This is a genomic window from Methylovulum sp., assembly GCF_028687615.1.
Taxonomy (GTDB): Bacteria; Pseudomonadota; Gammaproteobacteria; order Methylococcales; family Methylomonadaceae; genus Methylovulum.
In genome coordinates this window covers 89,280-110,881 of sequence record NZ_JAQTZU010000003.1, presented here as the reverse complement: position 1 = coordinate 110,881, position 21,602 = coordinate 89,280, and the positions used below count along the sequence as shown (strand labels likewise).

15 protein-coding genes and 1 pseudogene are annotated in these 21,602 nt (G+C 51.6%); 2 read left to right on the top strand and 14 right to left on the bottom strand.

The annotated features are described in order from the left end of the window. Positions 1-307 precede the first annotated feature (307 nt). The 3 genes from PHH59_RS02830 to PHH59_RS02820 form a co-directional block, all read right to left on the bottom strand. On the bottom strand, positions 308-4,000 hold the full coding sequence (locus PHH59_RS02830) for a pyridine nucleotide-disulfide oxidoreductase (RefSeq protein WP_300010900.1): 3,693 nt from the start codon (positions 3,998-4,000) through the stop codon (positions 308-310). A gap of 251 nt (positions 4,001-4,251) precedes the next feature. Further along, positions 4,252-4,812, bottom strand: a complete 561-nt coding sequence (locus PHH59_RS02825) for a Uma2 family endonuclease (RefSeq protein WP_300010897.1) — start codon at positions 4,810-4,812, stop codon at positions 4,252-4,254. 534 nt (positions 4,813-5,346) lie between these two features. Then, positions 5,347-6,456 carry a helix-turn-helix transcriptional regulator gene (locus PHH59_RS02820; protein ID WP_300010894.1) on the bottom strand — a complete coding sequence of 370 codons (1,110 nt, stop codon included), beginning with the start codon at positions 6,454-6,456 and terminating at the stop codon, positions 5,347-5,349. A 172-nt stretch (positions 6,457-6,628) separates the two neighbouring features. Here PHH59_RS02820 and PHH59_RS02815 point away from each other — a divergent pair, with 172 nt between their 5' ends. Beyond that, on the top strand, positions 6,629-8,077 hold the full coding sequence (locus tag PHH59_RS02815; protein ID WP_300010891.1) for a DNRLRE domain-containing protein: 1,449 nt from the start codon (positions 6,629-6,631) through the stop codon (positions 8,075-8,077). A gap of 193 nt (positions 8,078-8,270) precedes the next feature. Further along, positions 8,271-8,807, top strand: a complete 537-nt coding sequence (locus PHH59_RS02810) for a DVUA0089 family protein (RefSeq protein ID WP_300010888.1) — start codon at positions 8,271-8,273, stop codon at positions 8,805-8,807. A 210-nt stretch (positions 8,808-9,017) separates the two neighbouring features. Here the strand turns inward: PHH59_RS02810 and ftsZ are convergent, their stop codons facing one another. The 11 genes and pseudogenes from ftsZ to murF form a co-directional block, all read right to left on the bottom strand. Next, the gene (gene ftsZ, locus PHH59_RS02805; protein ID WP_300010884.1) at positions 9,018-10,184 is read right to left on the bottom strand and encodes a cell division protein FtsZ; all 1,167 of its coding nucleotides are present in this window, start codon (positions 10,182-10,184) and stop codon (positions 9,018-9,020) included. Between the two features lie 35 nt (positions 10,185-10,219). Then, a complete protein-coding gene (ftsA, locus tag PHH59_RS02800) occupies positions 10,220-11,446 on the bottom strand; it encodes a cell division protein FtsA (protein ID WP_300010882.1) in 1,227 nt (408 codons plus the stop codon). Between the two features lie 36 nt (positions 11,447-11,482). Then, positions 11,483-12,148 (bottom strand): cell division protein FtsQ/DivIB, encoded by a 666-nt coding sequence (locus PHH59_RS02795; RefSeq protein WP_300010878.1) that lies wholly within the window; start codon positions 12,146-12,148, stop codon positions 11,483-11,485. Between the two features lie 113 nt (positions 12,149-12,261). Next, positions 12,262-13,200: a D-alanine--D-alanine ligase gene (locus PHH59_RS02790; protein ID WP_300011077.1), complete on the bottom strand. Its 939-nt coding sequence runs from the start codon at positions 13,198-13,200 to the stop codon at positions 12,262-12,264. Between the two features lie 12 nt (positions 13,201-13,212). Then, a pseudogene (gene murB / locus PHH59_RS02785) lies at positions 13,213-14,076 on the bottom strand (UDP-N-acetylmuramate dehydrogenase); the annotation flags it as partial. A gap of 1 nt (position 14,077) precedes the next feature. Further along, the gene (gene murC / locus PHH59_RS02780) at positions 14,078-15,514 is read right to left on the bottom strand and encodes a UDP-N-acetylmuramate--L-alanine ligase (protein ID WP_300010874.1); all 1,437 of its coding nucleotides are present in this window, start codon (positions 15,512-15,514) and stop codon (positions 14,078-14,080) included. Continuing rightward, positions 15,511-16,557, bottom strand: coding sequence for an undecaprenyldiphospho-muramoylpentapeptide beta-N-acetylglucosaminyltransferase (gene murG, locus PHH59_RS02775; protein WP_300010871.1), 1,047 nt, complete (start codon positions 16,555-16,557; stop codon positions 15,511-15,513). The genes murC and murG overlap by 4 nt, the downstream gene beginning before the upstream one ends. Next, positions 16,554-17,750, bottom strand: coding sequence for a putative lipid II flippase FtsW (gene ftsW / locus PHH59_RS02770; RefSeq protein WP_300010868.1), 1,197 nt, complete (start codon positions 17,748-17,750; stop codon positions 16,554-16,556). The genes murG and ftsW overlap by 4 nt, the downstream gene beginning before the upstream one ends. Further along, a complete protein-coding gene (murD, locus tag PHH59_RS02765) occupies positions 17,747-19,120 on the bottom strand; it encodes a UDP-N-acetylmuramoyl-L-alanine--D-glutamate ligase (protein ID WP_300010865.1) in 1,374 nt (457 codons plus the stop codon). The genes ftsW and murD overlap by 4 nt, the downstream gene beginning before the upstream one ends. 2 nt (positions 19,121-19,122) lie before the next feature. Then, positions 19,123-20,205, bottom strand: coding sequence for a phospho-N-acetylmuramoyl-pentapeptide-transferase (gene mraY / locus PHH59_RS02760; RefSeq protein ID WP_300010862.1), 1,083 nt, complete (start codon positions 20,203-20,205; stop codon positions 19,123-19,125). Positions 20,206-20,219: 14 nt separating this feature from the next. Beyond that, complete coding sequence (murF, locus tag PHH59_RS02755) at positions 20,220-21,599, bottom strand: UDP-N-acetylmuramoyl-tripeptide--D-alanyl-D-alanine ligase (RefSeq protein WP_300010859.1); 1,380 nt, start codon at positions 21,597-21,599, stop codon at positions 20,220-20,222. Between the last annotated feature and the right edge of the window lie 3 nt (positions 21,600-21,602).

Genomic DNA, 21,602 nt, shown 5'->3' with positions numbered 1-21,602 from the left:
GTCCATTTGGCTAAAGCTTTGGCTGGGGAGCACCTGCCGTCACCCCAGCCAATGCCATTTTAAAACCGTTATGCGGTTTTGCTTAAAATCTATTGCTTAGTCAACAAAGAATCCAACCAAAGGTTAGACACAACTCCTGCACACGGTGTAGCAACTGGTGCTGGGATTACGCTATCGCTACATCCCAGCCTACATCATTTACTGCTTCGCCAACAAATAATCCAACCAAAGGTTAGACACAACTCCTGCACACGGTGTAGCAACTGGTGCTGGGATTACGCTATCGCTACATCCCAGCCTACATCATTTACTGCTTCGCCAACAAATAATCCAACCAAAGGTTAGACAATTTCTCCTGCACGGTATTTTGCCGCAACCGTGCGTTCAAATGCGGGAAGTCCACCTTGTCCAAATCCTGGTCTTGGTTGTAGCAGGAATAAACAAAATATTCTTTGCCGCTGTCCGCATCGACGTGTTTGCATAAGCATTGGGCGCAGATGCCTTTCATCATGCACTGCATCGGCGAGTTGATGGAGCCGATGGCGTGGTGGGCTTTGGTCAAATACGGTTTCAGCACGTCGAAACGGGCGGATTTGACGGCCGCCATCATGCGGTCAGAGCCGATGACGATCAGGTGGTCTACGTCCGCCAGCGAGATGGGCTGTTCGCCCAATTCGCCTTTGGCATAGGCGACCATACATTCCAAGATGTTGCCGACGAAGCTTTTGTCTTGTGGGCGGTAGGTGGGGAACGGCTCAACACCGTCGGCTTTGTCAACCGACCAGACCACGACATCGGCGGCGGCTTCCACGTCTTCGACTTTGAAACGGTCTTGCGCGAATTTGTAACCGGCGAAGTAAATCACGCGGTTGCCAGCGGCGCGTAAGGCTTTGCCGATGGAGAACAACACTGCGTTGCCCAAACCGCCGCCTAACAGCAACACGGTTTGCCCGGTCGGGATTTCGGTTGGCGTTCCGGTCACGCCCATCAACACCACGGGGTCGCCGACGTTCCAGTGGGCGCACAATCTCGATGATGAACCCATTTCCAAGGCGATCAACGATACCGTGCCGTTTTCCTTATCGACTTCCGCGCCCGTCAACGCCAAACCTTCCGCCGCCAGCACCGTGCCTTCAACGACAGGCGCGAAGGCTTCGTAGTTTTGCACACGGTAGAATTGGCCGGGTTGGAATTTTTCCGCCGCCAACGGCGCTTTAACGACCACTTCAATAATGGTCGGGGTCAGGCGGTTGATGGCGACTATCGTAGCTTTAAAAGATTCGTCCAAACGGGCGAACAAGTCTTTCATCGCCGCGTCACGCGCTGGCTGCCCCGCAGAGTCTAGCGTTGCCAGTTCTTTCTCGAACAGTTTGGCAATGTACGGATAACCGTTTTTCGCGCTCGCCATCGCCTTAACGACGTTGCCCGCAAACACCGGATGGTTGTCGCCGTAGAAACTGATGAACTTGCCATCTTTTTGATACGAAGTCAGTGGCGCGGGTTTGCCCAGTTTGGGCTTGGTTTCATCGTGCATTTCCACCAATTCGACTGCGCCGTCTTCCGTCCATTGCGGTTCGTAACGTTGGAAGAACCATTTGTCCATCACGAAGGTGTCGGGATATTCGCTTTGGTAAATCGTGTTTGGCGAGGTGCCGGCGGCGATGTACATGCTACGCAGTGGCACGGTGACTTTTGTGCTGGATTGCCAGCGGCCATTTTCCAACACCAGTTTGTCGAATTCCACGGCGTTCAAATGCCCGAATTCGTCCGCTTGCGCCGCTAATGGACTCATGCCTTCCGCCAGCGCAATGCCTTCTTCCAAAGCCTTGGCGATTTCTTCGTGGTTTTGCCGATACGCGGGCGCATCAACCATGCCTTTGCGGTAAAACAGCGTCACGCCGCCCCATGATTCCAGCAAGGGTTGGAAGTCGGGCTGTTCACCTGCCGCCACGGCACGTCCGCGTTCGGCTTTGATGGCTTTGCCGTGGGCGAGGAATTCATCCAGTATCAGCGTTTCTTCTTGGTCATAACGGCGGCGCACGGTTGCTTCGCCATAAGTTTCCACCAGCGTTTCATAGCGGTGCAGGATTTTTTCGACTTGCACCGGATAATACGCCATCAATTCGGTGGAGGTGTCTATCGCCGTCAAACCGCCACCGATCACACCCGCCGGCAGACGCACTTGCAGATTGGCGAGCGAGGACATTTTCGCCGCGCCCGTCAGTTGCAGGGCCATCAGGAAATCGGAGGCTTTGCGGATACCGCGCATCAAATTGTTTTTCAGGTCGATGACCGTGGGTTTGCCGGCACCGGAGGCGATGCAGATATGGTCAAAGCCCATGTTCCACGCATCTTCAATCGTCAGCGTACCGCCGAAACGCACCCCGCCATAACTGCGGAAAGCGGCGCGGCGTTGCAGGGTCAGGTAAATGACTTTCAGGAAATTTTTGTCCCAACGCACGGTGATGCCGTATTCGGCGACCCCGCCGAAACCCGCCAGGATGCGTTTGTCCAAATCTTCATACAATTCTTTGAAATCAACTATCGGCTTGGGCAAGTTGCCGTTGTCGCCAGTCAATGCCACGGGCAACGGTTCGAGCTTCAAGCCGTCAATGCCGACAACCGCAAAACCTTCGTTGAGCAAATAATGGCTCATCGTGTAACCCGCCGGGCCCAAGCCCACGACCAGCGCGTTTTTGCCGTTGTAAGGCAATGTATGTGGGCGTTTGATATTTAAAGGATTCCAACGAGTCAGGAAGCTATAAATTTCAAAACCATACGGCATGAACAAGACATCGGTCAGGACATTGGTTTCAATTTCGGGGATATTGACCGGATCGGTTTTTTGGTAGATACAGCCTTTCATGCACTCGTTGCAAATCCGGTGGCCTGTGCCAGGGCACATCGGATTGTCGATGATGATGACCGCCAACGCGCCGATATTGTCGCCACGGCGTTTGACCAAGTGCATTTCGGAAATTTTTTCATCCAGCGGACAACCAATTGTAGTCTCGCCTAAAGGATCGACTTTGTAGACGTTGGTTTTTTTATTTCGCATCCCTTTTGAGCAGGAATCGGTGTCGCGCTCGTGGCAGTAGATGCAATGGTTGACTTCGGACAAGACTTCCCGTTCGTTATAACGCAGGTCGGTCAGTTTGAAACCGTCACGGCGGCGACGATGTTCCAATCCGCCCATCCACGCGCTGAATTCGCCTTTATCAATGGTTTCATGCCCGACCAACTGGTCAAAATCGCGTTTGCCTGGGAATTTGAAACTGAGCCAATCGGCGACCACATCATTGTCTTGTTGGGCGACCCAGCTCCAGCGTTGCACAATGTCCATCAATCCGGCGACAAATTCCGTGGTGTCGGCAATCGCCAACAAGTCTTTGAAAGTCTCGGCAGCTTCGTCATGCCCGGCGAGTTTGCTGCGGATGGCGGCAACTTGCTCATCGGCGTTGGCGTAATCGCTAGGCTTGCCTTTGGCAAGGGTTTTGTAATGGCTGGACAACAAGCCAATCACCGCACCCACCCTCGCCACGCGGCGTTCGGCATCTTCGTCCTGATGGGCTTCAGAAAATGCGGCGGCGATCAGCAAATCAAAATTGTTCAAGACACAGGGGATATTCCACTCATCGGTGTTTTGGCCTTTGAAATACACGCCCAGCTTGTCCACCACTTCATTTTTATAGGTGAAGATGGTGTCAATTTCCTGCTTGATGGTGTTGGCTTGCGCATCTCGCTGCTCGCTGACATTGAACAATTTGGCGACAAACTGCCCGACGAACGGAGCCATGTCCACCAGCAATTGGGAAATGGCTTCCGGCGTGAGACCTTCGCCTTGGCTTTGGCGGTAAGCGGCAAACTGCCCGAACAATTCGGCATCGTGGCGTTGCACCGATTCGTCAAACACCACCGCCAAATCTTGCAGGCGGTTGGCATCGTACAAGTCTGCGTAAGTAAATCCAGGAATTCCAGAGGTAAATGTATTGTGTTCCATAAGCCTTGAGTTTGAATCGCCCATGCAAGGACACGGAATGTCCTTCGGGCATGCTGAAAGGGAGGGGAAAGTCCGCTATTGTAAGGAAATACAGTGACTTTTGCCACCGCTAATGGCTTGTGGGATTGGAAGATGGCTGAAAACGGCAGGCAGAAAAGCATTCATCGGCCCGCCTTTATAGCTAAGGGATAAGAATTTGGATGGCTTGATTTTTTGACTCTAAAAACACGTTTTGTGATTTCGTTAGCTTTTTAACCCCACAAATCCGCCAAAGAAAACACCACCGCATCAAACGGCGGCACGGCGACTGGGTCATCATCTTTGAGCGTGGCAATCAACGTCCAGCGGCCTTGTTGCAATTCAAACGCTTCCAAAGTTTGCGCCAAGGGATCGACTATCCACACATGCTGCACACCGTAACGGGCATAAATCGGCAACTTCACCACGCGGTCTTTCTTCGCGGTGGACGGCGACAAGATTTCACACATCCAATCGGGAACCACTTCAAAACGGTGGTCATCAGGCACGTTAGGCATACGCTCGCGTCGCCAACCTGCCAAGTCCGGCACGGCGACTTCCATATCCCGGATAAAATGCACTTCGGGTTCGATAATGATCCACCAACCACCCGGGCCACCGCGCCCGAAATCAAACGGCCCGGACAAATTGAACCCCAATCCGCGCTCTACCACTCCATGCCGCCCAGACGGGCGCGGCATTTCATGTAGTTCGCCATTCAAAATCTCTCCGGTGACATGCTCCGGCAAGCCCGTCAGTTGTTCGTAAAGGCTAGGTTTTAAAATAGCGTTCATAAAATATCCTGTTGTTAATGGATGGCAAACCAATTGGCTCAATGTTCCACAACGAACCACAAAAAACAAGGCTGAAAAAAACCTACTGGATTTTCAAAACACGGTAGGTTTGGCCTGATAAGAGCGCAATCGTTGCCAACGACTACCAGTTCTTGAAGGACTGGCAGTCGTGATGCCAACACATCAAATCCCCACAAACATGGTATCTGTCAAAATAGATTTCAAAAAAAGCTAAAAATGCCTTAGCGGAACGGGGTTTCGTAACCCCGTCCTTAACGTTTCAATTTATCCATAAGCCTCCAAAAACGTTACGGAACGGGTAACAAACCCGTTCCGGCAATTAATCCGGCGATCCGTCAAAAACCTGTTTTTTACTCCTAACATTTTCCAACACGCATAAAAAAGGCCGGAGTTATGCACTCCAGCCCGCGTAGGGCGTATTAGCGATAGCGTAATGCGCCGGATGATTGAAGCCAACAACGGGTGCAATACGGCTATCGCCTATTGCCCCCTACGGAATGTGTCTTACGCGTTTTATTCCGCCAAAAACAACCTAACCAAATCCTTTTGGCGTTTGCAATAGGTTTTCTGCATGACGCTTGCCAATTGCGAACGCACCGTGTTGAAGCTAACGGCATGATGCCCGGCAATTTCCTTGAGGCAATAACCCTCAATAATCCCCTGTAAAACTTTAGTTTCCTGCGGGGTTAATCGGTGCTTTTGGGCAAACAGCCCATAAGCATCGGTTTGCGCGTCGCTCTCATAGCTCAACAACAAAACCACTTTACCGGTTTGGCTTTCCGGTAATAAAACCGCTGCCGCGTTATCCGCCATCGGCACACTGTCAATTTTTAAAGGCGGCTTGGGCGGTCTGGTAATCACGAACGAATGCCCTATCCCTTGTTTGGCAAGGGACAGCATCTTAGCCAAAGTCTGATTAACCGCATCATTGATCCCACACAGCAATCCGTTGTTCACCGTCAACCCCGCTTGATTTATTAGCACATCTATCGCAAAACCATTCGCGTACAAGACCTTGCCTTTCAGGTTAACCGACAAAATGCCTCGGTTGAGCGACTCCACAAACTGTTCATTCGCTTGAATCCCATCCTGCAAGGCGTGAAATTTACGCGTTATGTCCAAGGCTTGCGCCAAATGCTGGGCGATGGGGCGTAGGCGTTCCATATCGGCCTGAGTAAATGGCTCAGAACCCAACGGACGGCCTATCGCCAAAATCGACGGAGTGGGCGTGGCTTCGGATAATGACGCAAACAGGCTATGTTCAATATCCAACTTTTTCAGGTAGTCATTAAACCAAACGGAGCGGCGAAATTCGTCACGACCCACCAACTGGTCGTCCGTATACACATTGCCCAGATTATGCAGCCCCGCCTTAATCCAAGCCGGACTCCATAAATCGTGCTGGTAAAAATATTCCCCGTAAGCCACAAATGCTTCATACGGCAAATTGTGGATATACAAACCAAGGCTATCTTGCGCACCAATGCCCACCCGCATGGTAAACGCCGCATGTCCGTCAAATAGGCGTGTTATGTCTTCCAAAACCGCATTCCACTCGGTAGGTTCAGTGGCGGCGTGGTAAATGGCGGTGATTAAGTCAAGGCAATCATCATGTTGGTGCATAAAAAATACCAAAAAATGTGGGCTGGTTCATACAAATGGATGATGACACAGCCTCCGCTATTCATCAATATGTTAGCCACGAATTAGCGTGTAGCTGTTCTATAATCGACCAATCTAGTGGATAGCTCGCTTTATTGGCTACTAAAAATAAATCTAAAAGAAAGGGGCTTTTATGAAAACCACCACGCTATATCAACTAAAACAACTCCTAATCACCAGCCTACTCTTGGCTGGCATTAGTAACGCCGCCCATGCCGGCCCTATTCTGCTTCAAGACGCTTACACCGCTACCGGAGCCACCACGTCCACACTCAATTATGGCAACAACCCTTCGCTCAACATCACCAGCGGTAAAACCGGATTTGTGCGTTTTGCCGTCAATTCGTATTTCCCGGCCGGAACAGTAGGCAATGACATCAGCAAAGCCACCTTAAAAGTGTTTGTCAATTCATTCAAAGCCGCCGGTAATTTTAACGTTTATGCGATAGACAGCACATGGTCAGAAGCCAGCATTAACGCCACCAACCAACCTGCCGCCAGTACCTTAGTGACCGGACCGATTGCCATCAGCAGCGCGTCCAGCCAGCAATGGGTCAGCATCGACATCACCAATCAAGTCAAAGATTGGCTGGATGGCACGGCTAATAACAACGGCTTGGCGCTAGTCGCCAGCGATGGCATTAATGTGTTTTTTGACAGCAAAGAAAACACCACTTCCAGCCATGCGCCGGAAATTGAAATTAGTTTGGCGGGTGTGCCTGGGCCGAAAGGCGATACAGGCGCAACAGGGGTACAAGGTGAAATTGGTCCAATTGGCCCACAAGGCTTGAAAGGCGACAAAGGAGACACTGGCGAACAAGGCATCCAAGGCTTGCAAGGGCCAAAAGGTGATACAGGCGCAACAGGGGTACAAGGTGAAATTGGTCCAATTGGCCCACAAGGCTTGAAAGGCGACGCGGGAGCAACTGGCGAACAAGGTAGCCAAGGCTTACAAGGGCCAAAAGGCGATACAGGGGCAACAGGTCTACAAGGTGAAGTTGGCCCAATTGGCCCGCAAGGTTTGAAAGGTGACACCGGAGCGACTGGCGCACAAGGTATCCAAGGCTTACAAGGGACAAAAGGCGATACAGGCGCAACAGGTCTACAAGGTGATGTGGGAGTTGCTGGAGCACAGGGTATCCAAGGCTTGCAAGGGCCAAAAGGCGATATAGGCGCAACAGGTTCTAGTGCATTAGCGAATGCAATATCACTTAATCAGATTGTTAATGGTGCTTTTCCTGAAATTAGCTCCTGGACTTGGGTTGGCGCAGTACCCTCTAACAAAATCACCCTATCAGCTGCTGGACTGGTGTTCGCGTCTATATCAACAACAATACTACTGGCAAAACAGGGAACTTATTTTGAATACTCAATTTGTGCGGCAACGGATAATCAACCATCCACAATAGCTTTTATGCCCGTCAGCGGTCAACCAGCTATAATAGGGAGCTATCCATTTCCTATTTCAATCAATGCAGCAATAAATCTTCCGTCAGGTAGTTGGAGAATTGGTTTGTGTGCCATTAAGTTACAGTCTACTTATTACGTTCCACATGTTACTGGATTTGCAATTGCCCAGTAACCAGAGCTTGTAAGGCTATTTCGTTATAGCAAACTAAAACTCCACGAGAGACGGGGAATTGGCTCCGTCTAACTTAGCCTCAAGTTTTTATGATGTCAGAATCTCACTGCTGGAATTAACCAACAAGCAAACTTGCAGACGGGGAATAAGCCCCGTCTAGCTTAACCTACATCAAATTATCCAGAGACCAACCATGAAACGATTTTATTTATACGCATTACTGATGTTGTCGGTGCTGACCCCCGCTCAGGCAGCTACGTTTAACGGCACTATCGACTCGCCCAATGACCTTGATTATTTTTATTTTGCTACCGCCAGCGATGGCTTTGTCAGCGCGTGGACGGTATCCGGCCTTAACAGTTTTGATGAACCCACCGACCCTAGTCTGGCGATCTGGCAACAAACAGGCGATTTATCCGATTGGATTTTGCTCGATAGCAATGATGATGTGTCAGGCATTTTTGGCAGTGCAAACAGCTTCGATGCGGGATTGACTCTCTTATTATCAGCGGGCAATTACTTGGCTACCGTAACCAATAGCAACAACGCCCCGTTTGGCCCTTTGCTATCCGATGGCTTTAATGGCAACGGCGTAAACAACCCTAACAATATTGGTGAGTTTATCCTCCATCTTGACGGCGATATACCATCCGCAGTACCGCTCCCCGCCACCATTTGGCTTTTGGTTTGGGGCGTGTTTAGTTTGCTAGGATTTGGTTGTAGATTTTAGCGGGACGGGGTTTCGTAACCCCGTCCTTAACGTTTCAATTTATCCATAAGCCTCCAAAAACGTTACGGAACGGGTAACAAACCCGTTCCGGCAATTAATCCGGCGATCCGTCAAAAACCTGTTTTTTACTCCTAAAGCCCTTTCCAACACGCATAAAAAAGGCCGGAGTTATGCACTCCAGCCTTTTTTCTACCCATTAACGATCAACCGTTAATCCGCTTGCCGTCTTAAGAATGCGGGGATGTCCAGATAATCCAGATCAGTTTCTTTTTTGGCGGGCTGTGCGCCAAAGCGGGTTTCGCGGCCTTCGGTTTTGCCATCGCCTTTGTTGCGCATGACAGTGGGTTTATCCAGTTCGTCATAAGGGTTGGCACTTTTGTGCAAGGGTTTGACGTTGGATTTGCTCGCCGCCATGGCGGCGGTCTGCCCCATGCCGGTGGCAACCACGGTCACTTTCAATTCGTCGCCCAATGACGGATCGACCGCCATACCGATTTTGATGATGGCGTCTTCTGACGCGAATTCATGGACGATGTTACCGACTTCGTCGAACTCGGCGATGCCCATGTCGGAGGCGGAGATGTTGACCAAGATGCCGCGTGCGCCTTGCAGGTTGATGTCTTCCAGCAAGGGGCAAGCGATGGCTTTTTCCGCCGCTTCGCGGGCGCGGTGTTCGCCGGATGCCGCACCGCTACCCATGATCGCCGCGCCCATGCCGGACATGACGGTGCGCACGTCGGCAAAGTCCACGTTAATCATGCCAGGGTGGACGATTAGCTCGGTGATGCCTTGCACCGCATCCAATAATACGTCATTGGCGGCTTTGAACGCGGTCATTAAAGAGACATTTGTGCCTAACACGGGCAACAGTTTTTGGTTAGGAATGGTGATTAAGGAATCGACGTATTTTTCCAGTTCCAAAATGCCTTGTTCGGCAACGGCTTGTTTCTTTTTGCCTTCAAACAAAAATGGCTTGGTGACGACGGCGATGGTCAAAATCCCCATGTCGCGGGCGATTTCGGCGATGACCGGAATCGCGCCAGTACCTGTGCCACCGCCCATACCGGCAGTCAAAAACACCATGTCCGCACCTTGCAGCACTTCTTTGATACGGTCTTTGTTTTCTTGCGCGGCATTTTTGCCAATTTCAGGATTAGTGCCTGCGCCCAGGCCTTTGGTCAGTTCGACACCTAATTGGATAATCGTGCCGACATTCAATTTTCTTAATGCTTGTGCATCGGTGTTGGCGCAAATGAATTCCACGCCTTCAATGTGGTTGCCGACCATGTGGTTGACCGCATTGCCACCGCCGCCGCCGACACCAATAACTTTGATGACGGCAGTCTCATTGTACATATCAACTAATTCGTATTTCATAACATCACCCAAAGATAAAAATATTTACAAAGTTATTAAAAATTGCCCTGAAACCAGTTCTTCATTTTGGCAAACCATCCGTCTTGTTCAGAATCATTGCTTCTGACGATGTTTTGATGTTCTTTTCCATACATAAGCAAGCCCACCCCAGTGGAATAGACCGGATTTTTAACCACTTCCGACAACCCTGCCACGTTTTCAGGGCCACCCATGCGCACTGGCATGTGAAAAATTTCTTCCGCCAATTCTATCAAACCACGGACTTTCGAGCTGCCGCCCGTCAGCACGATACCCGCAGCGATAGATTCTTCATTGCCGCTACGGCGAATCTCGGCTTGTACCAGCAACATCAGCTCTTCGTAACGCGGTTCAATAATTTCCGCCAGGTTTTGCGTGGAAATTTTGCGCGGGGCGCGGTCGCCGATGCTCGGCACTTCAATCACGCCATCCACACTCGCCATTTGCGTTAAAGCGCAAGCGTATTTGCGCTTGATTTCTTCGGCATTGACGGTCGGTGTACGCAAGGCCACGGCAATATCGTTAGTGACTTGGTCGCCAGCGATGGGAATAACGGCGGTATGTTTGATCGCGCCTTCGACAAAAATGGCGATGTCGGTGGTGCCGCCACCCATGTCAATCAGGCAAACGCCCAGTTCTTTTTCGTCTTCGGTCAACACTGAATTACATGAGGCCAATTGCTCCAGGACGATGTCTTCCACTTCCAGGCCGCAACGGCGGATACATTTGACGATGTTCTGCGAGGCGCTGACACTGCCTGTGACCATGTGGACTTTGGCTTCCAAGCGGATGCCGGACATGCCAATCGGTTCTTTGATGCCGTCTTGCAAGTCGATGACAAATTCCTGAGGCAAGATATGCAGGATTTTTTGATCTGCCGGAATCGCCACCGCCCGCGCTGAATCAATCACGCGGTCTATGTCGTACTGGGTGACTTCCTTATCTTTTATCGCGACAATGCCGTGCGAATTCAGGCTCTTGATGTGGCTGCCGGCAATGCCGGCAAAAACGGATTTAATTTGGCATCCTGCCATCAGTTCGGCTTCTTCAATCGCCCGTTGTATGGATTGTACGGTGGATTCCAGATTGACCACCACGCCTTTTTTCAAGCCGCGCGAAGGTGTCGTGCCTATACCGATAATTTCAATACTGCCATCACCACCAATCTCCCCCACAATGGCGGCGACTTTGGACGTGCCAATATCCAGTCCGACGATTAAATTACGTTCTGTTCTTCTTGCCATTGTTTACTCTATCGCTTTATCAGTGTGCCCGTTCATTTAGTTTTGTTGGTTGGCAATATTGCCATCCTCCGGCGTATTGACGGTTTCCCGGTCAATAACGGGGGCTTCAGTTTTCCAAGTGACAGCATAACCGTTAGGATAACGCAAATCCACCACCGCCATCGCGTCAACCTGTTGCTTTCCTAACAGCGGCAAGGTTTTTAAAAACCGCTGTAATTTTTTTAATTGTTCTTCACGCCCTAGTAAAATGTCTAATCCGCTGGTCAATTTGATATTCCATGACCAGCGGTTATTTATCGTAAATTCCGCCAATTCCAGCGATTCATCTGCCAAAGCGGTTTTAATGCCTTTCATAATTTCCAGAACATCCAAGCGACGTTGTTCGGGTGCGGTGACGACGATTAACTGCTGGTGCAGGTCTAGGGTTTTTGGAGCAAAAATCACGCCTTGTTCGGTAATCAGGCTATCTTTTCCCCAACGGGTGTAAGGTTTTTTTTCTGTGACTTTTATATCGATGGTATCAGGCCAAATACGTTTGACAGCAACGGTATCCACCCAAGGCAGTGCCGATACGGCCTGGTGTATCGCCTGCATGTCCGCTTCTAAAAATCCCGTCGTCACCAGTGGCTCTAAAGCCGTTTTAATGTCCTCTTTGCTCAAATACTGAAAAACACCTTCTGTTCTGACGTACTTTATTGGCAAGGAGGCAATTTTAACTGACCATTTTAACTCAGTTGCTTTTTGCCATCCTAAACAAATTATGCCTATTAGCAACAATAGGCCAATCAGCAAGCGTATAATGCCGATTCTGCCCATTAAACCAGGCTGGTTTCCAGCACTTGCCAGACTAAAGCGTCAAAATCCAAACCCGCCTGTTTGGCAGCCATCGGCACCAAGCTATGGTCTGTCATGCCGGGTACGGTATTGATTTCTATCAACTGGTATTGACCGTTGCCGTCGATAAATACATCGACCCGCGCCCAACCTTTCACCCCAAGCACTTCGCTGGCGGTGACCGCCAACGTTTTTAAGGATTGTTCCTGTGCTTCATCCAAACCACAAGGACAATGGTATTGCGTGGTGTTGGCGTGATATTTCGCTTCATAATCATAGAAACTATGCGGCGTTTCCAAGCGTATGACAGGCAGCGCCTCCCCGTTTAATATCGCCACGGTATATTCTTTTCCGCTAACCCATTGTTCTGCATACACATCGCAATCAAAACCCGAAGCCGTTTGCCATGCCGCCAGCAATTCATCACGGTTATGGGCTTTACTCATGCCTAAGCTGGAACCTTCTTTGGCTGGTTTGACTATCACCGGAAAGCCCAATTTTTCGATACAGCCATCAATATCCGCTTCGCTTTGCAAAAGCCGCCACAACGGTGTCACCAAACCGATGCCTTGCCAGCACAATTTGGTGCGTAATTTATCCATTGATAAGGCCGACGCCAACACGCCACTGCCCGTATAAGGAATCCCCAGCACTTCCAGCACCGCTTGCAAAACGCCATCTTCGCCACCGCGTCCGTGGATGATGTTAAAGACGCGATCCACTTGGACATTTGCCAGCGCGTCTATCGGGCTGGCAGTGACATCTATCGCTATGGCATCGACACCCGCTCTTTTGAGGGCTTCGTAAACCGCCGCGCCGCTTCTTAGCGACACCGCGCGTTCGGCAGCCGAACCGCCCATCATGACCGCGACACGTCCGAATTTTTCAGGATCGCCATAACGATGCGCCGTGGTGTCCATTGCTGTTATTTCTTCGCCTACCATGCAAACCTCTGTCTTTAAAAGCACACCGTGGATTTCTTCAACTTTACGTTGGACTATCCCAATCAATTTTTCTATATCCGCCGCCGTGGCATTATCGGTGTTGACGATAAAATTGGCGTGTTTTTCGGATACCCTCGCACCGCCCAACTTATAGCCTTTCAAGCCGGCTTGCTCAATCAAGCGTGCGGCATAATCGCCGACGGGATTGATGAACACCGAACCGCAACTGGGTTGGTTGGTCGGTTGGGTTTTTGCCCGTTGTTCCAGCAAAGCCTTAATTTTATGCTGGCTCGCTACGGTATCACCCGCTGCTAGCCTGAGCAATACCGACAAAAACCATTCGCCATCAAATCCTTTGACGCTTCGATAGGAAATCTGAAAATCTTGCGGCCCACGCAAGTTGACTTGCCCTTGCCGATTCAACATTTCCACCTGCTGGACTATCGGCCACGTTTCGCCACCAAACGCCCCGGCATTCATTTTTAGCGCACCGCCCATCGTTCCCGGGATGCCCGCCAAGAATTCCGCACCCAACAAACCGTGTTCGGCACAAAAACGGGCGACCAAGGCGCAAGGGACGCCCGCTTCGACATAAAGCAACCCGTCATCGTTAAGGTACATGCTTTTCAAACGGTTTTTGGTGTTGATCACCGTGCCGCGTATACCGCCATCGCGGATCAGCAAATTGCTGCCCAAACCCATCCAAAACAGCGGCTCAGTTTCCGGCAAGTTTTTGATAAATGTGATTAAATCCGCTTTATCTTGCGGGATATACAAACGGTCAGCCTTGCCGCCTACCCGCCAGGTCGTATATTTCGCCAGCGGTTCATCTAGCAACAAACGTCCTTGCATCTTAGCCCGCCAACGCCGCCGACAATAATTGCGGCAATTGTGCCGCAATCGCCCCGACATTACCCGCCCCCATTGTCAGTATGACATCATCGGCTCTGGCTATACCCGCCAGGATTGACGGCAATTCTTCCCGGTTTTCGACAAACACGGGGTCAACTTGACCGCGCACCCGTATCGCCCGGCTCAACGCCCTACCATCGGCGCCCGGAATCGCCGCCTCCCCTGCGCTATAAACGTCCATTAAAATCAACACATCAACCGTTGATAAAACATGTACGAAATCTTCAAACAAATCCCGGGTACGGGTGTAACGGTGCGGCTGGAAGATCACTATCGAGCGGCGCGTAGGCCACGCTTGGCGCAACGCTTCCAAGGTCGCGGCAATTTCGCGCGGATGGTGTCCGTAATCATCAACCAAGGTTAATTTTCCATTACCCAAGGCAATGTCACCGTTGATCTGGAAGCGTCTGCCGACCCCTTTGAATGCTCCTAAACTTTTGATGATAGCCGCATCGTCAACATCCAGCTTGGTAGCTACGGCAATCGCCGCCAGCGCGTTCAGCATGTTATGCCAACCCGGCATGTTCAAGGTCACGGCCAAATCGGGGAGTCCGCCGCGCCGCAACACGGTGAAACTGGTGTGCATGCCGTCTTGATGGATGTCGATGGCGCGGACATCCGCCTCTTCATCAACACCGTAAGTGGTCACGGGCTTGGAAATGTCCGGCAAGATTTCCTTAATGCCGTCATCATCCAGGCACAACACCGCCAGACCGTAAAAAGGCAGATGGTGCAAAAATTCGATAAAGGTTTCTTTCAAGCGCTGGTAACTGTTTTGGTAAGTCGCCATGTGGTCTTGGTCGATATTAGTGACTATCGCAATCATCGGCTGCAAGTACAAAAAAGACGCATCGCTTTCGTCGGCTTCGGCAACCAGATAATGCCCTAAGCCCAATTTGGCATTGCTGCCCGCGCTGTTTAAACGTCCGCCGATGACAAACGTCGGATCTAGCCCGCCTTCTGCCAAGATGCTGGCGGTCAGGCTAGTCGTCGTCGTTTTGCCGTGGGTTCCGGCAACCGCGATGCCAAAACGGAAACGCATCAGTTCCGCAAGCATTTCCGCACGGGGAATCACGGGAATCCGGTTCAGGTACGCCTCATCGACTTCGGGATTGCTCCGGTCTATCGCGCTGGACACCACGACGACATCGGCATTCAGGACATTGTCGCGGCTGTGTCCGATAATGATGCCCACACCCAAATCTGCCAGGCGTTGCGTCACCGCACTGTCTTTAATATCCGAGCCGGACACTTGATAGCCCAGATTGGACAAGACTTCGGCGATGCCGCTCATGCCCGTGCCGCCGATACCGACAAAATGGATACGCTCGACATTGCCTAGTGATTGCACCATAGCACGGATATGTTGAAAACTCATGCCCCAGCCTCCGCAATACAAACAGCCGCCACGGCTTCCGTGGCGTCCAGCCTTGCGCATTGCCGCGCGGCCTTGCCCATCGCCGCCAACTGTTGGCTGGCCTGGGTGATGTGCGCCGCCAAGGATTGGGCGGTCAGGTCTTTCTGCATTAACAATATTCCTGCTTGGGTTTCGGTCAAATATTTGGCGTTGGCAGTTTGGTGGTCATCAATCGCACTAGGCAAGGGGATAAAAATCGCCGGAACGCCCATAGCCGAGACTTCGCTCACCGTCATCGCCCCCGCGCGGCAAATCACCAGATCCGCCCATTGGTAGGCGGCGACTATGTCGTCAAAAAACGCACTGGCTTGTGCATCTATGCCCAAAGCCTGATAACGTTCGGTCACTTGTCCACACATGGCAACACCGGTTTGATGCTTAACATTTACTCCCGACAATAAGGCAATTGCGTCAGGTACGGTTTCATTCAGTATTTGCGCCCCCTGGCTGCCACCGACCACCAAGATATTGATTTCGCCTGATGGATTTTTTTCTGCCTGCGTTTGCACAAAGGCTTTCCGTAAGGGATTGCCCGTACATTGGGCTTGGTTTTTTGGGGCGAAACTATCTGGGAACGCTTCCAACACGCGGTTCGCCAGTTTTGCCAGCAAGCGGTTGGTCGTACCAGGGACGCGGTTTTGCTCATGGATGACCAAGGGTATGCCCAATAGCCTTGCCATCAGGCCGCCAGGGCCTGCGACGAACCCGCCCATGCCCAACACCACATCGGGTTTGCGCTGGCGCAAAATTTTCGCCGCCTGCAAACACGCTTTAAATAACTTGAACAGTGCGGTGACTTTCGACCACAAGCCTTTACCACGCACACCGGCAACCGACAACCAGTCGATGGCGATGCCTTGTTCGGGAACCACACGGCTTTCCAAACCTTTTTGTGTACCTAGCCAACTGACTTGCCAGCCTTTTTCCTGCAACGACTGCGCCACCGCCAAGGCCGGAAACACATGTCCGCCGGTGCCGCCGGCCATAATCACTATGCGTTTCATGCGGTCACTTTTGCCCTAGCTTTGACGCGCGGCTCAGGCAGCGTGCTGGCGTTGATTTCGGTCACTTCGGTATGCACCCGGAACAACAAGGCGACGGCGCAGCACATGATCATCATACTGCCGCCGCCGTAGCTCATCAGCGGCAAGGTCAAGCCCTTGGTCGGCAAGATCCCCATGTTGACACCCATGTTGACAAACGCTTGGAAACCAAACCATATCCCTAAGCCATAGGCAACGAAAGCGGAAAATTGCTCGCCCGCTTTTTCGGCGGCGACGGCAATGGCAAAGGCCCTGCAAACCAGCAACGCGAATAAGCCGATCACTGCCAACACACCCAGCAAACCCAATTCTTCAGCGACTACTGAAAACAGGAAATCCGTGTGCGCTTCCGGCAGATAAAACAATTTTTGCAAGCCGTTTCCTAGACCGACACCCCATAATTCCCCGCGTCCGAATGCCACCAAGGCTTGGATCAATTGGAAACCGGTGTTGCGCGGGTCAGCCCAAGGATTCATGAAGCTGGTCACCCGTTGCATACGGTAGGGTTCGAAAATCACCAACACTACTGCCAATGCCGTAACCACTGCCAATAACAAGGCGAATTGCGATAATCTGGCCCCAGCCAAAAACATCATACCCATCGCAATGATCAGGATCACCACGGCGGAACCAAAATCTGGCTCCAACAATAACAAAGCACTCGCCACCGAAAACAGCAACAAGGGCTTGAGCAAACCAAAGGCCGATTCGCGTATGGATTGTTGATGGCGGCTCACATAACTTGCCATATAAACCACGGCGGCAAACTTGACCAGCTCCGACACCTGGATCCTGATACCGGCAAGCTGTAGCCAGCGGGTACTGCCGTTGACATTGATTCCGACAAACAAGACGACGACCAGCAGAATCAAGCCACCGATAAATAACCACGGCGCCATTTTTTGCCAGCTACGCATAGGCATCAAGGCGATATATCGGGCCATTACCAGCCCCAAACCGATATGGGCTAGCTGTTTGAGAGGATAACCCCAAACATTTAACGTAGTGGCGGCTAACGAGGCTTTGGCGTCCAAATGCAATGAGGATGAAGTCACCATGACATAACCAATCAGCAACAGGCATACGCACACGGTAACTAGCATCGAATCGAAATGGAAAGGTTCAGCCGATAAGTTTTTGTTTTTTCTGTTCATATTGTCAACCCCAAGACCGCTTTGGTAAATTTATTGCCCCTGTCCTGATAATCTTTAAATTGATCGAGACTGGCGCAGGCGGGTGACAACAACACGCTGTCACCGGTAGTTGCAAGGGAAGCCGCAATCTGCACGGCTTGCGCCATGTTTTCCGCCATGTACACGGGTACCGGGGTGCCTTCCAGGGCTTTTTGGATCAATGGCGCGTCTTTGCCCATCAGCACCACACTTTTGGCTTTTTCCATAATTGCCGGGACCAGTTCATTCATGTCCGCACCTTTGGCCTGCCCCCCGGCAATGAGGATGACTTTGCGGACGTAACCTTCCAAAGCCGCAACGCAAGCCCCGATATTGGTGGCTTTGGAATCATTGATGAAATTCACGCCACGGACTTCGGCAACTTTTTGCATCCGATGCTCCAAGCCTTTAAATTTACGCAAGGCCCTGCACATCGCCTTTTTGTCCAGTCCCACCGACACCCCTAGTGCCAAGGCAGCCAAGGCGTTCGCGGCATTATGGCGGCCCTCAAGTGGTAACTGGGCCAATGGCATCAAGGCTTCATCGTGGTGCATCAGATACTCGACACCCTCTTGTTCGGCAAGATAAAAATCAGCTTGGGTTTTGATTGAAAAGGTATGGGTGATGCGTCCCGCTTCCTGCATGTCTTTGACGATAGGGTCATCCACGTTAAGCACCATCGCTCCATCGCCACGGAACACACACTGTTTTTCCTGGGCGTATTCGGCAATGTCGGCATGTCGGTCAAGATGGTCGGCACTGACGTTCAAGACGGTCGCTGCGGCGGCATTCAAGGCGGAAGTCCGCTCCAATTGGAAGCTGGACAGTTCCAAAACATATAATTCCGCGTCTTGCGCCAACAAATCCAAGGCCGGAACGCCCAAATTGCCGCCGATTGCCACTTGTTTCCCCGCCATTTTTGCCATGTCGCCAACCATTGTCGTGACCGTGCTTTTACCGTTTGAACCGGTGATGGCGATGATCGGCGCGGTGACCGAACAGGCGAACAAATCAATATCGCTGACGATTTTTGAGCCATTGGCGATGGCTTTCATAATCGCTTTTTCATTCAAGGACAAGCCAGGGCTAACCACCAAATGGGTCGCCACTTGAAACGCCGCATCGTCAAAACCGCCGGTAAACACCGCCGTGTCGGGCATTTGCTCCAAAAATTTATCCATTAACGGCGGTTTGTCGCGGCTGTCGATAATGGCGAACTTATAATTTAATTTTTGTAAAAACTGGGCCACCGACATGCCGGTATGGCCCAGTCCCACCACCAAGACTTTGGCATCTTGCGGGTCCAGTCCAAAATGCTTGTTCAATGAATCCGTCATTGCTTGCGTTTGCATGGTCATCTCAATTTCAGTGTCGCCAAACCGATCAAAACTAAAATGACCGTGATAATCCAAAAACGCACGATAACCCGTGGTTCGGGCCAGCCTTTGAGTTCAAAATGATGGTGTATCGGGGCCATGCGGAACACGCGTTTGCCGGTCATTTTGAAAGACGCGACTTGGATGATGACCGACAAGGTTTCCATGACAAAAACTCCGCCCATGATGACCAACACAATTTCTTGCCGGACCAGCACCGCCAACACACCTAATGCGCCCCCCAATGCCAAGGCGCCGACATCGCCCATGAACACCATCGCCGGATAGGTGTTGAACCATAAAAATCCTAAACCCGCGCCGACTATCGCCGCACAAAAAACGATCAACTCGCCCGCATTCGGCAAGTAAGGGATAGCTAAATACTGGGCAAACGCGACATGGCCTGACAAATAGGCGAACACACCCAAACCTATCGCCACCATCACCGTCGGCATAATCGCCAGCCCATCCAATCCATCGGTCAGGTTGACGGCGTTGCTGGTGCCGACAATGACAAAATACGTCAAGATGACGTACATAGGCCCCATGTCCAGCATCACATCTTTAAAAAACGGCAGGAAAAACTGGGTCTCGGCGGGAACCACGGCGGTTTTGTATAAAAATATCGCGGCGGTCAAGCCGATGATTGACTGCCCTAGATATTTCGCTTTTGCCGACAAACCATCGCTATTGCGTTTGATGACTTTGCGGTAATCGTCAATAAATCCAATCACGCCGTAACCTAGCGTCACCAGCAGGATGACCCAGATGTAACGGTTGCCCAAATCCGCCCACAACAAAGTGCTGATGGCGATGGCAACCAGGATCAAGGTGCCGCCCATCGTGGGCGTACCGGCTTTTTCGTAATGCGATTGCGGTCCCAATTCGCGGATGCTTTGGCCTATTTTGTTGCCGCGCAAACGCTCGATCATCCACGGGCCAATCAGTAAAGAGATCATCAATGAGGTCAACACGCCCAGAATGGCGCGGAAAGTCAGGTAATGGAACACCCAAAATCCGCTGTCCACACTCAGTAAATAATCCGCCAGATAAAGTAACATTGCGTATTCCTAGCTTAATTTTCGAACCGCCCAACTAAGGCGGCAACGACATATTCCATGTGCTGCGCCCGTGAGCCCTTAATCAAAATGGTTTCATCACCTTTCAGTCTTTGCTTTAAGGCGGCGATTAAATCTTCTTGTGCGGCAAAATACTCGGCACCGTCACCAAAGCTTGCCACGGCAAAACGGGCATGGTCGCCAGTTGCCAGCAAGCTGACGACACCACTGGCTTTGATCATGGCACCGATTTCTGTGTGCATAGCCTCGCTTTCCGGCCCCAATTCACCAAACGCGCCCAGCACCAACCAAGGCTTGCCGCCGCAATCCATCAGCACATCCAAGCCGACTTTTAGCGAGGACGCATTGGCGTTGTAAGTGTCGTCGATAATCCGGTTGCCCAATGAACCGAAAGAACCGAAAGAACCGACCAGGGGCTGCAAGCGGCCTTTGACCGGCTGCACATTTGCCAGGCCCTGCACAATTTGCGGCAAGCGCAAACCCAAGGCCAACGCTGCCGCCGTTGCCGCCAAGGCATTCAAGACATTGTGGCGGCCTGCCAAATTGATGGCGGCTTCGGTTTCGCCTTGCGGGGTGGTTAATTGGAAAACCGTGCGGAAGGCCGATGTGCATAGCTCGGTTTTGATGTTGTTGGCGCACACATCGGCGTTTTGATGAAAGCCGAAAGATAGGATTTGTCTGGTTCCGGCAAGGCCTTGCCAATAATCAAAATAACAGTCATCACGGTTGAGGATGGCGATGCCATCGGCTTGAAGCGTTTCGATAATTTCGCCTTTGGCGCGGGCAACGCCGTCCAAATTGCCAAAACCTTCGAGATGGGCGGCACCTGCGTTGTTCAGGATGACCACGTCTGCCTGGGCATAGCGGCTGGTGTAAGCAATTTCTTGCGGATGGTTTGCGCCCATTTCTATGACGGCGTAGCGGTGGGTTTCGTCGAGGCGCAACAGGGTCAATGGCACGCCAATGTCGTTGTTTAAATTGCCTTGCGTAAACAAGGTGTTGCCTGCCACGCTTAAAATAGCGGCGGTCATTTCCTTGACGGTCGTTTTACCGTTGCTGCCGGTGACGCCGACGACCTTGACATTCGCCTTGCGCCGCCACGCCCCCGCCAACTCCGCCAAGGCCAGGCGGCTATCGGCAACGACGATATGCGGCAAATAGGTGTTGGTTCCGGCATGGACGATAGCCGCTGCCGCCCCTGCTTGTTCGGCGGCGGGCATAAATTCGTTGCCGTCAAAACGCTCGCCTTTGACCGCGACATAAAGCTGTCCGGCTTGCAAGGTGCGGGTGTCGATGCTGGCCGCGCTGATGGCAAGGTCAGCACCAACCAACCGGCCACCCACGATGGCGGCGATTTCACTTAGTAGCATGTGCATGGA

Excerpts from the sequence above, each read along its gene's own strand:
- PHH59_RS02830 (WP_300010900.1), bottom strand. The coding sequence starts at position 4,000 with ATGGAACACAATACATTTACCTCTGGAATTCCTGGATTTACTTACGCA.
- PHH59_RS02825 (WP_300010897.1), bottom strand. The coding sequence starts at position 4,812 with ATGAACGCTATTTTAAAACCTAGCCTTTACGAACAACTGACGGGCTTG.
- PHH59_RS02820 (WP_300010894.1), bottom strand. The coding sequence starts at position 6,456 with ATGCACCAACATGATGATTGCCTTGACTTAATCACCGCCATTTACCAC.
- PHH59_RS02815 (WP_300010891.1), top strand. The coding sequence starts at position 6,629 with ATGAAAACCACCACGCTATATCAACTAAAACAACTCCTAATCACCAGC.
- PHH59_RS02810 (WP_300010888.1), top strand. The coding sequence starts at position 8,271 with ATGAAACGATTTTATTTATACGCATTACTGATGTTGTCGGTGCTGACC.
- ftsZ (WP_300010884.1), bottom strand. The coding sequence starts at position 10,184 with ATGAAATACGAATTAGTTGATATGTACAATGAGACTGCCGTCATCAAA.
- ftsA (WP_300010882.1), bottom strand. The coding sequence starts at position 11,446 with ATGGCAAGAAGAACAGAACGTAATTTAATCGTCGGACTGGATATTGGC.
- PHH59_RS02790 (WP_300011077.1), bottom strand. The coding sequence starts at position 13,200 with ATGGACACCACGGCGCATCGTTATGGCGATCCTGAAAAATTCGGACGT.
- murC (WP_300010874.1), bottom strand. The coding sequence starts at position 15,514 with ATGAGTTTTCAACATATCCGTGCTATGGTGCAATCACTAGGCAATGTC.
- murG (WP_300010871.1), bottom strand. The coding sequence starts at position 16,557 with ATGAAACGCATAGTGATTATGGCCGGCGGCACCGGCGGACATGTGTTT.
- ftsW (WP_300010868.1), bottom strand. The coding sequence starts at position 17,750 with ATGAACAGAAAAAACAAAAACTTATCGGCTGAACCTTTCCATTTCGAT.
- murD (WP_300010865.1), bottom strand. The coding sequence starts at position 19,120 with ATGCAAACGCAAGCAATGACGGATTCATTGAACAAGCATTTTGGACTG.
- mraY (WP_300010862.1), bottom strand. The coding sequence starts at position 20,205 with ATGTTACTTTATCTGGCGGATTATTTACTGAGTGTGGACAGCGGATTT.
- murF (WP_300010859.1), bottom strand. The coding sequence starts at position 21,599 with ATGCACATGCTACTAAGTGAAATCGCCGCCATCGTGGGTGGCCGGTTG.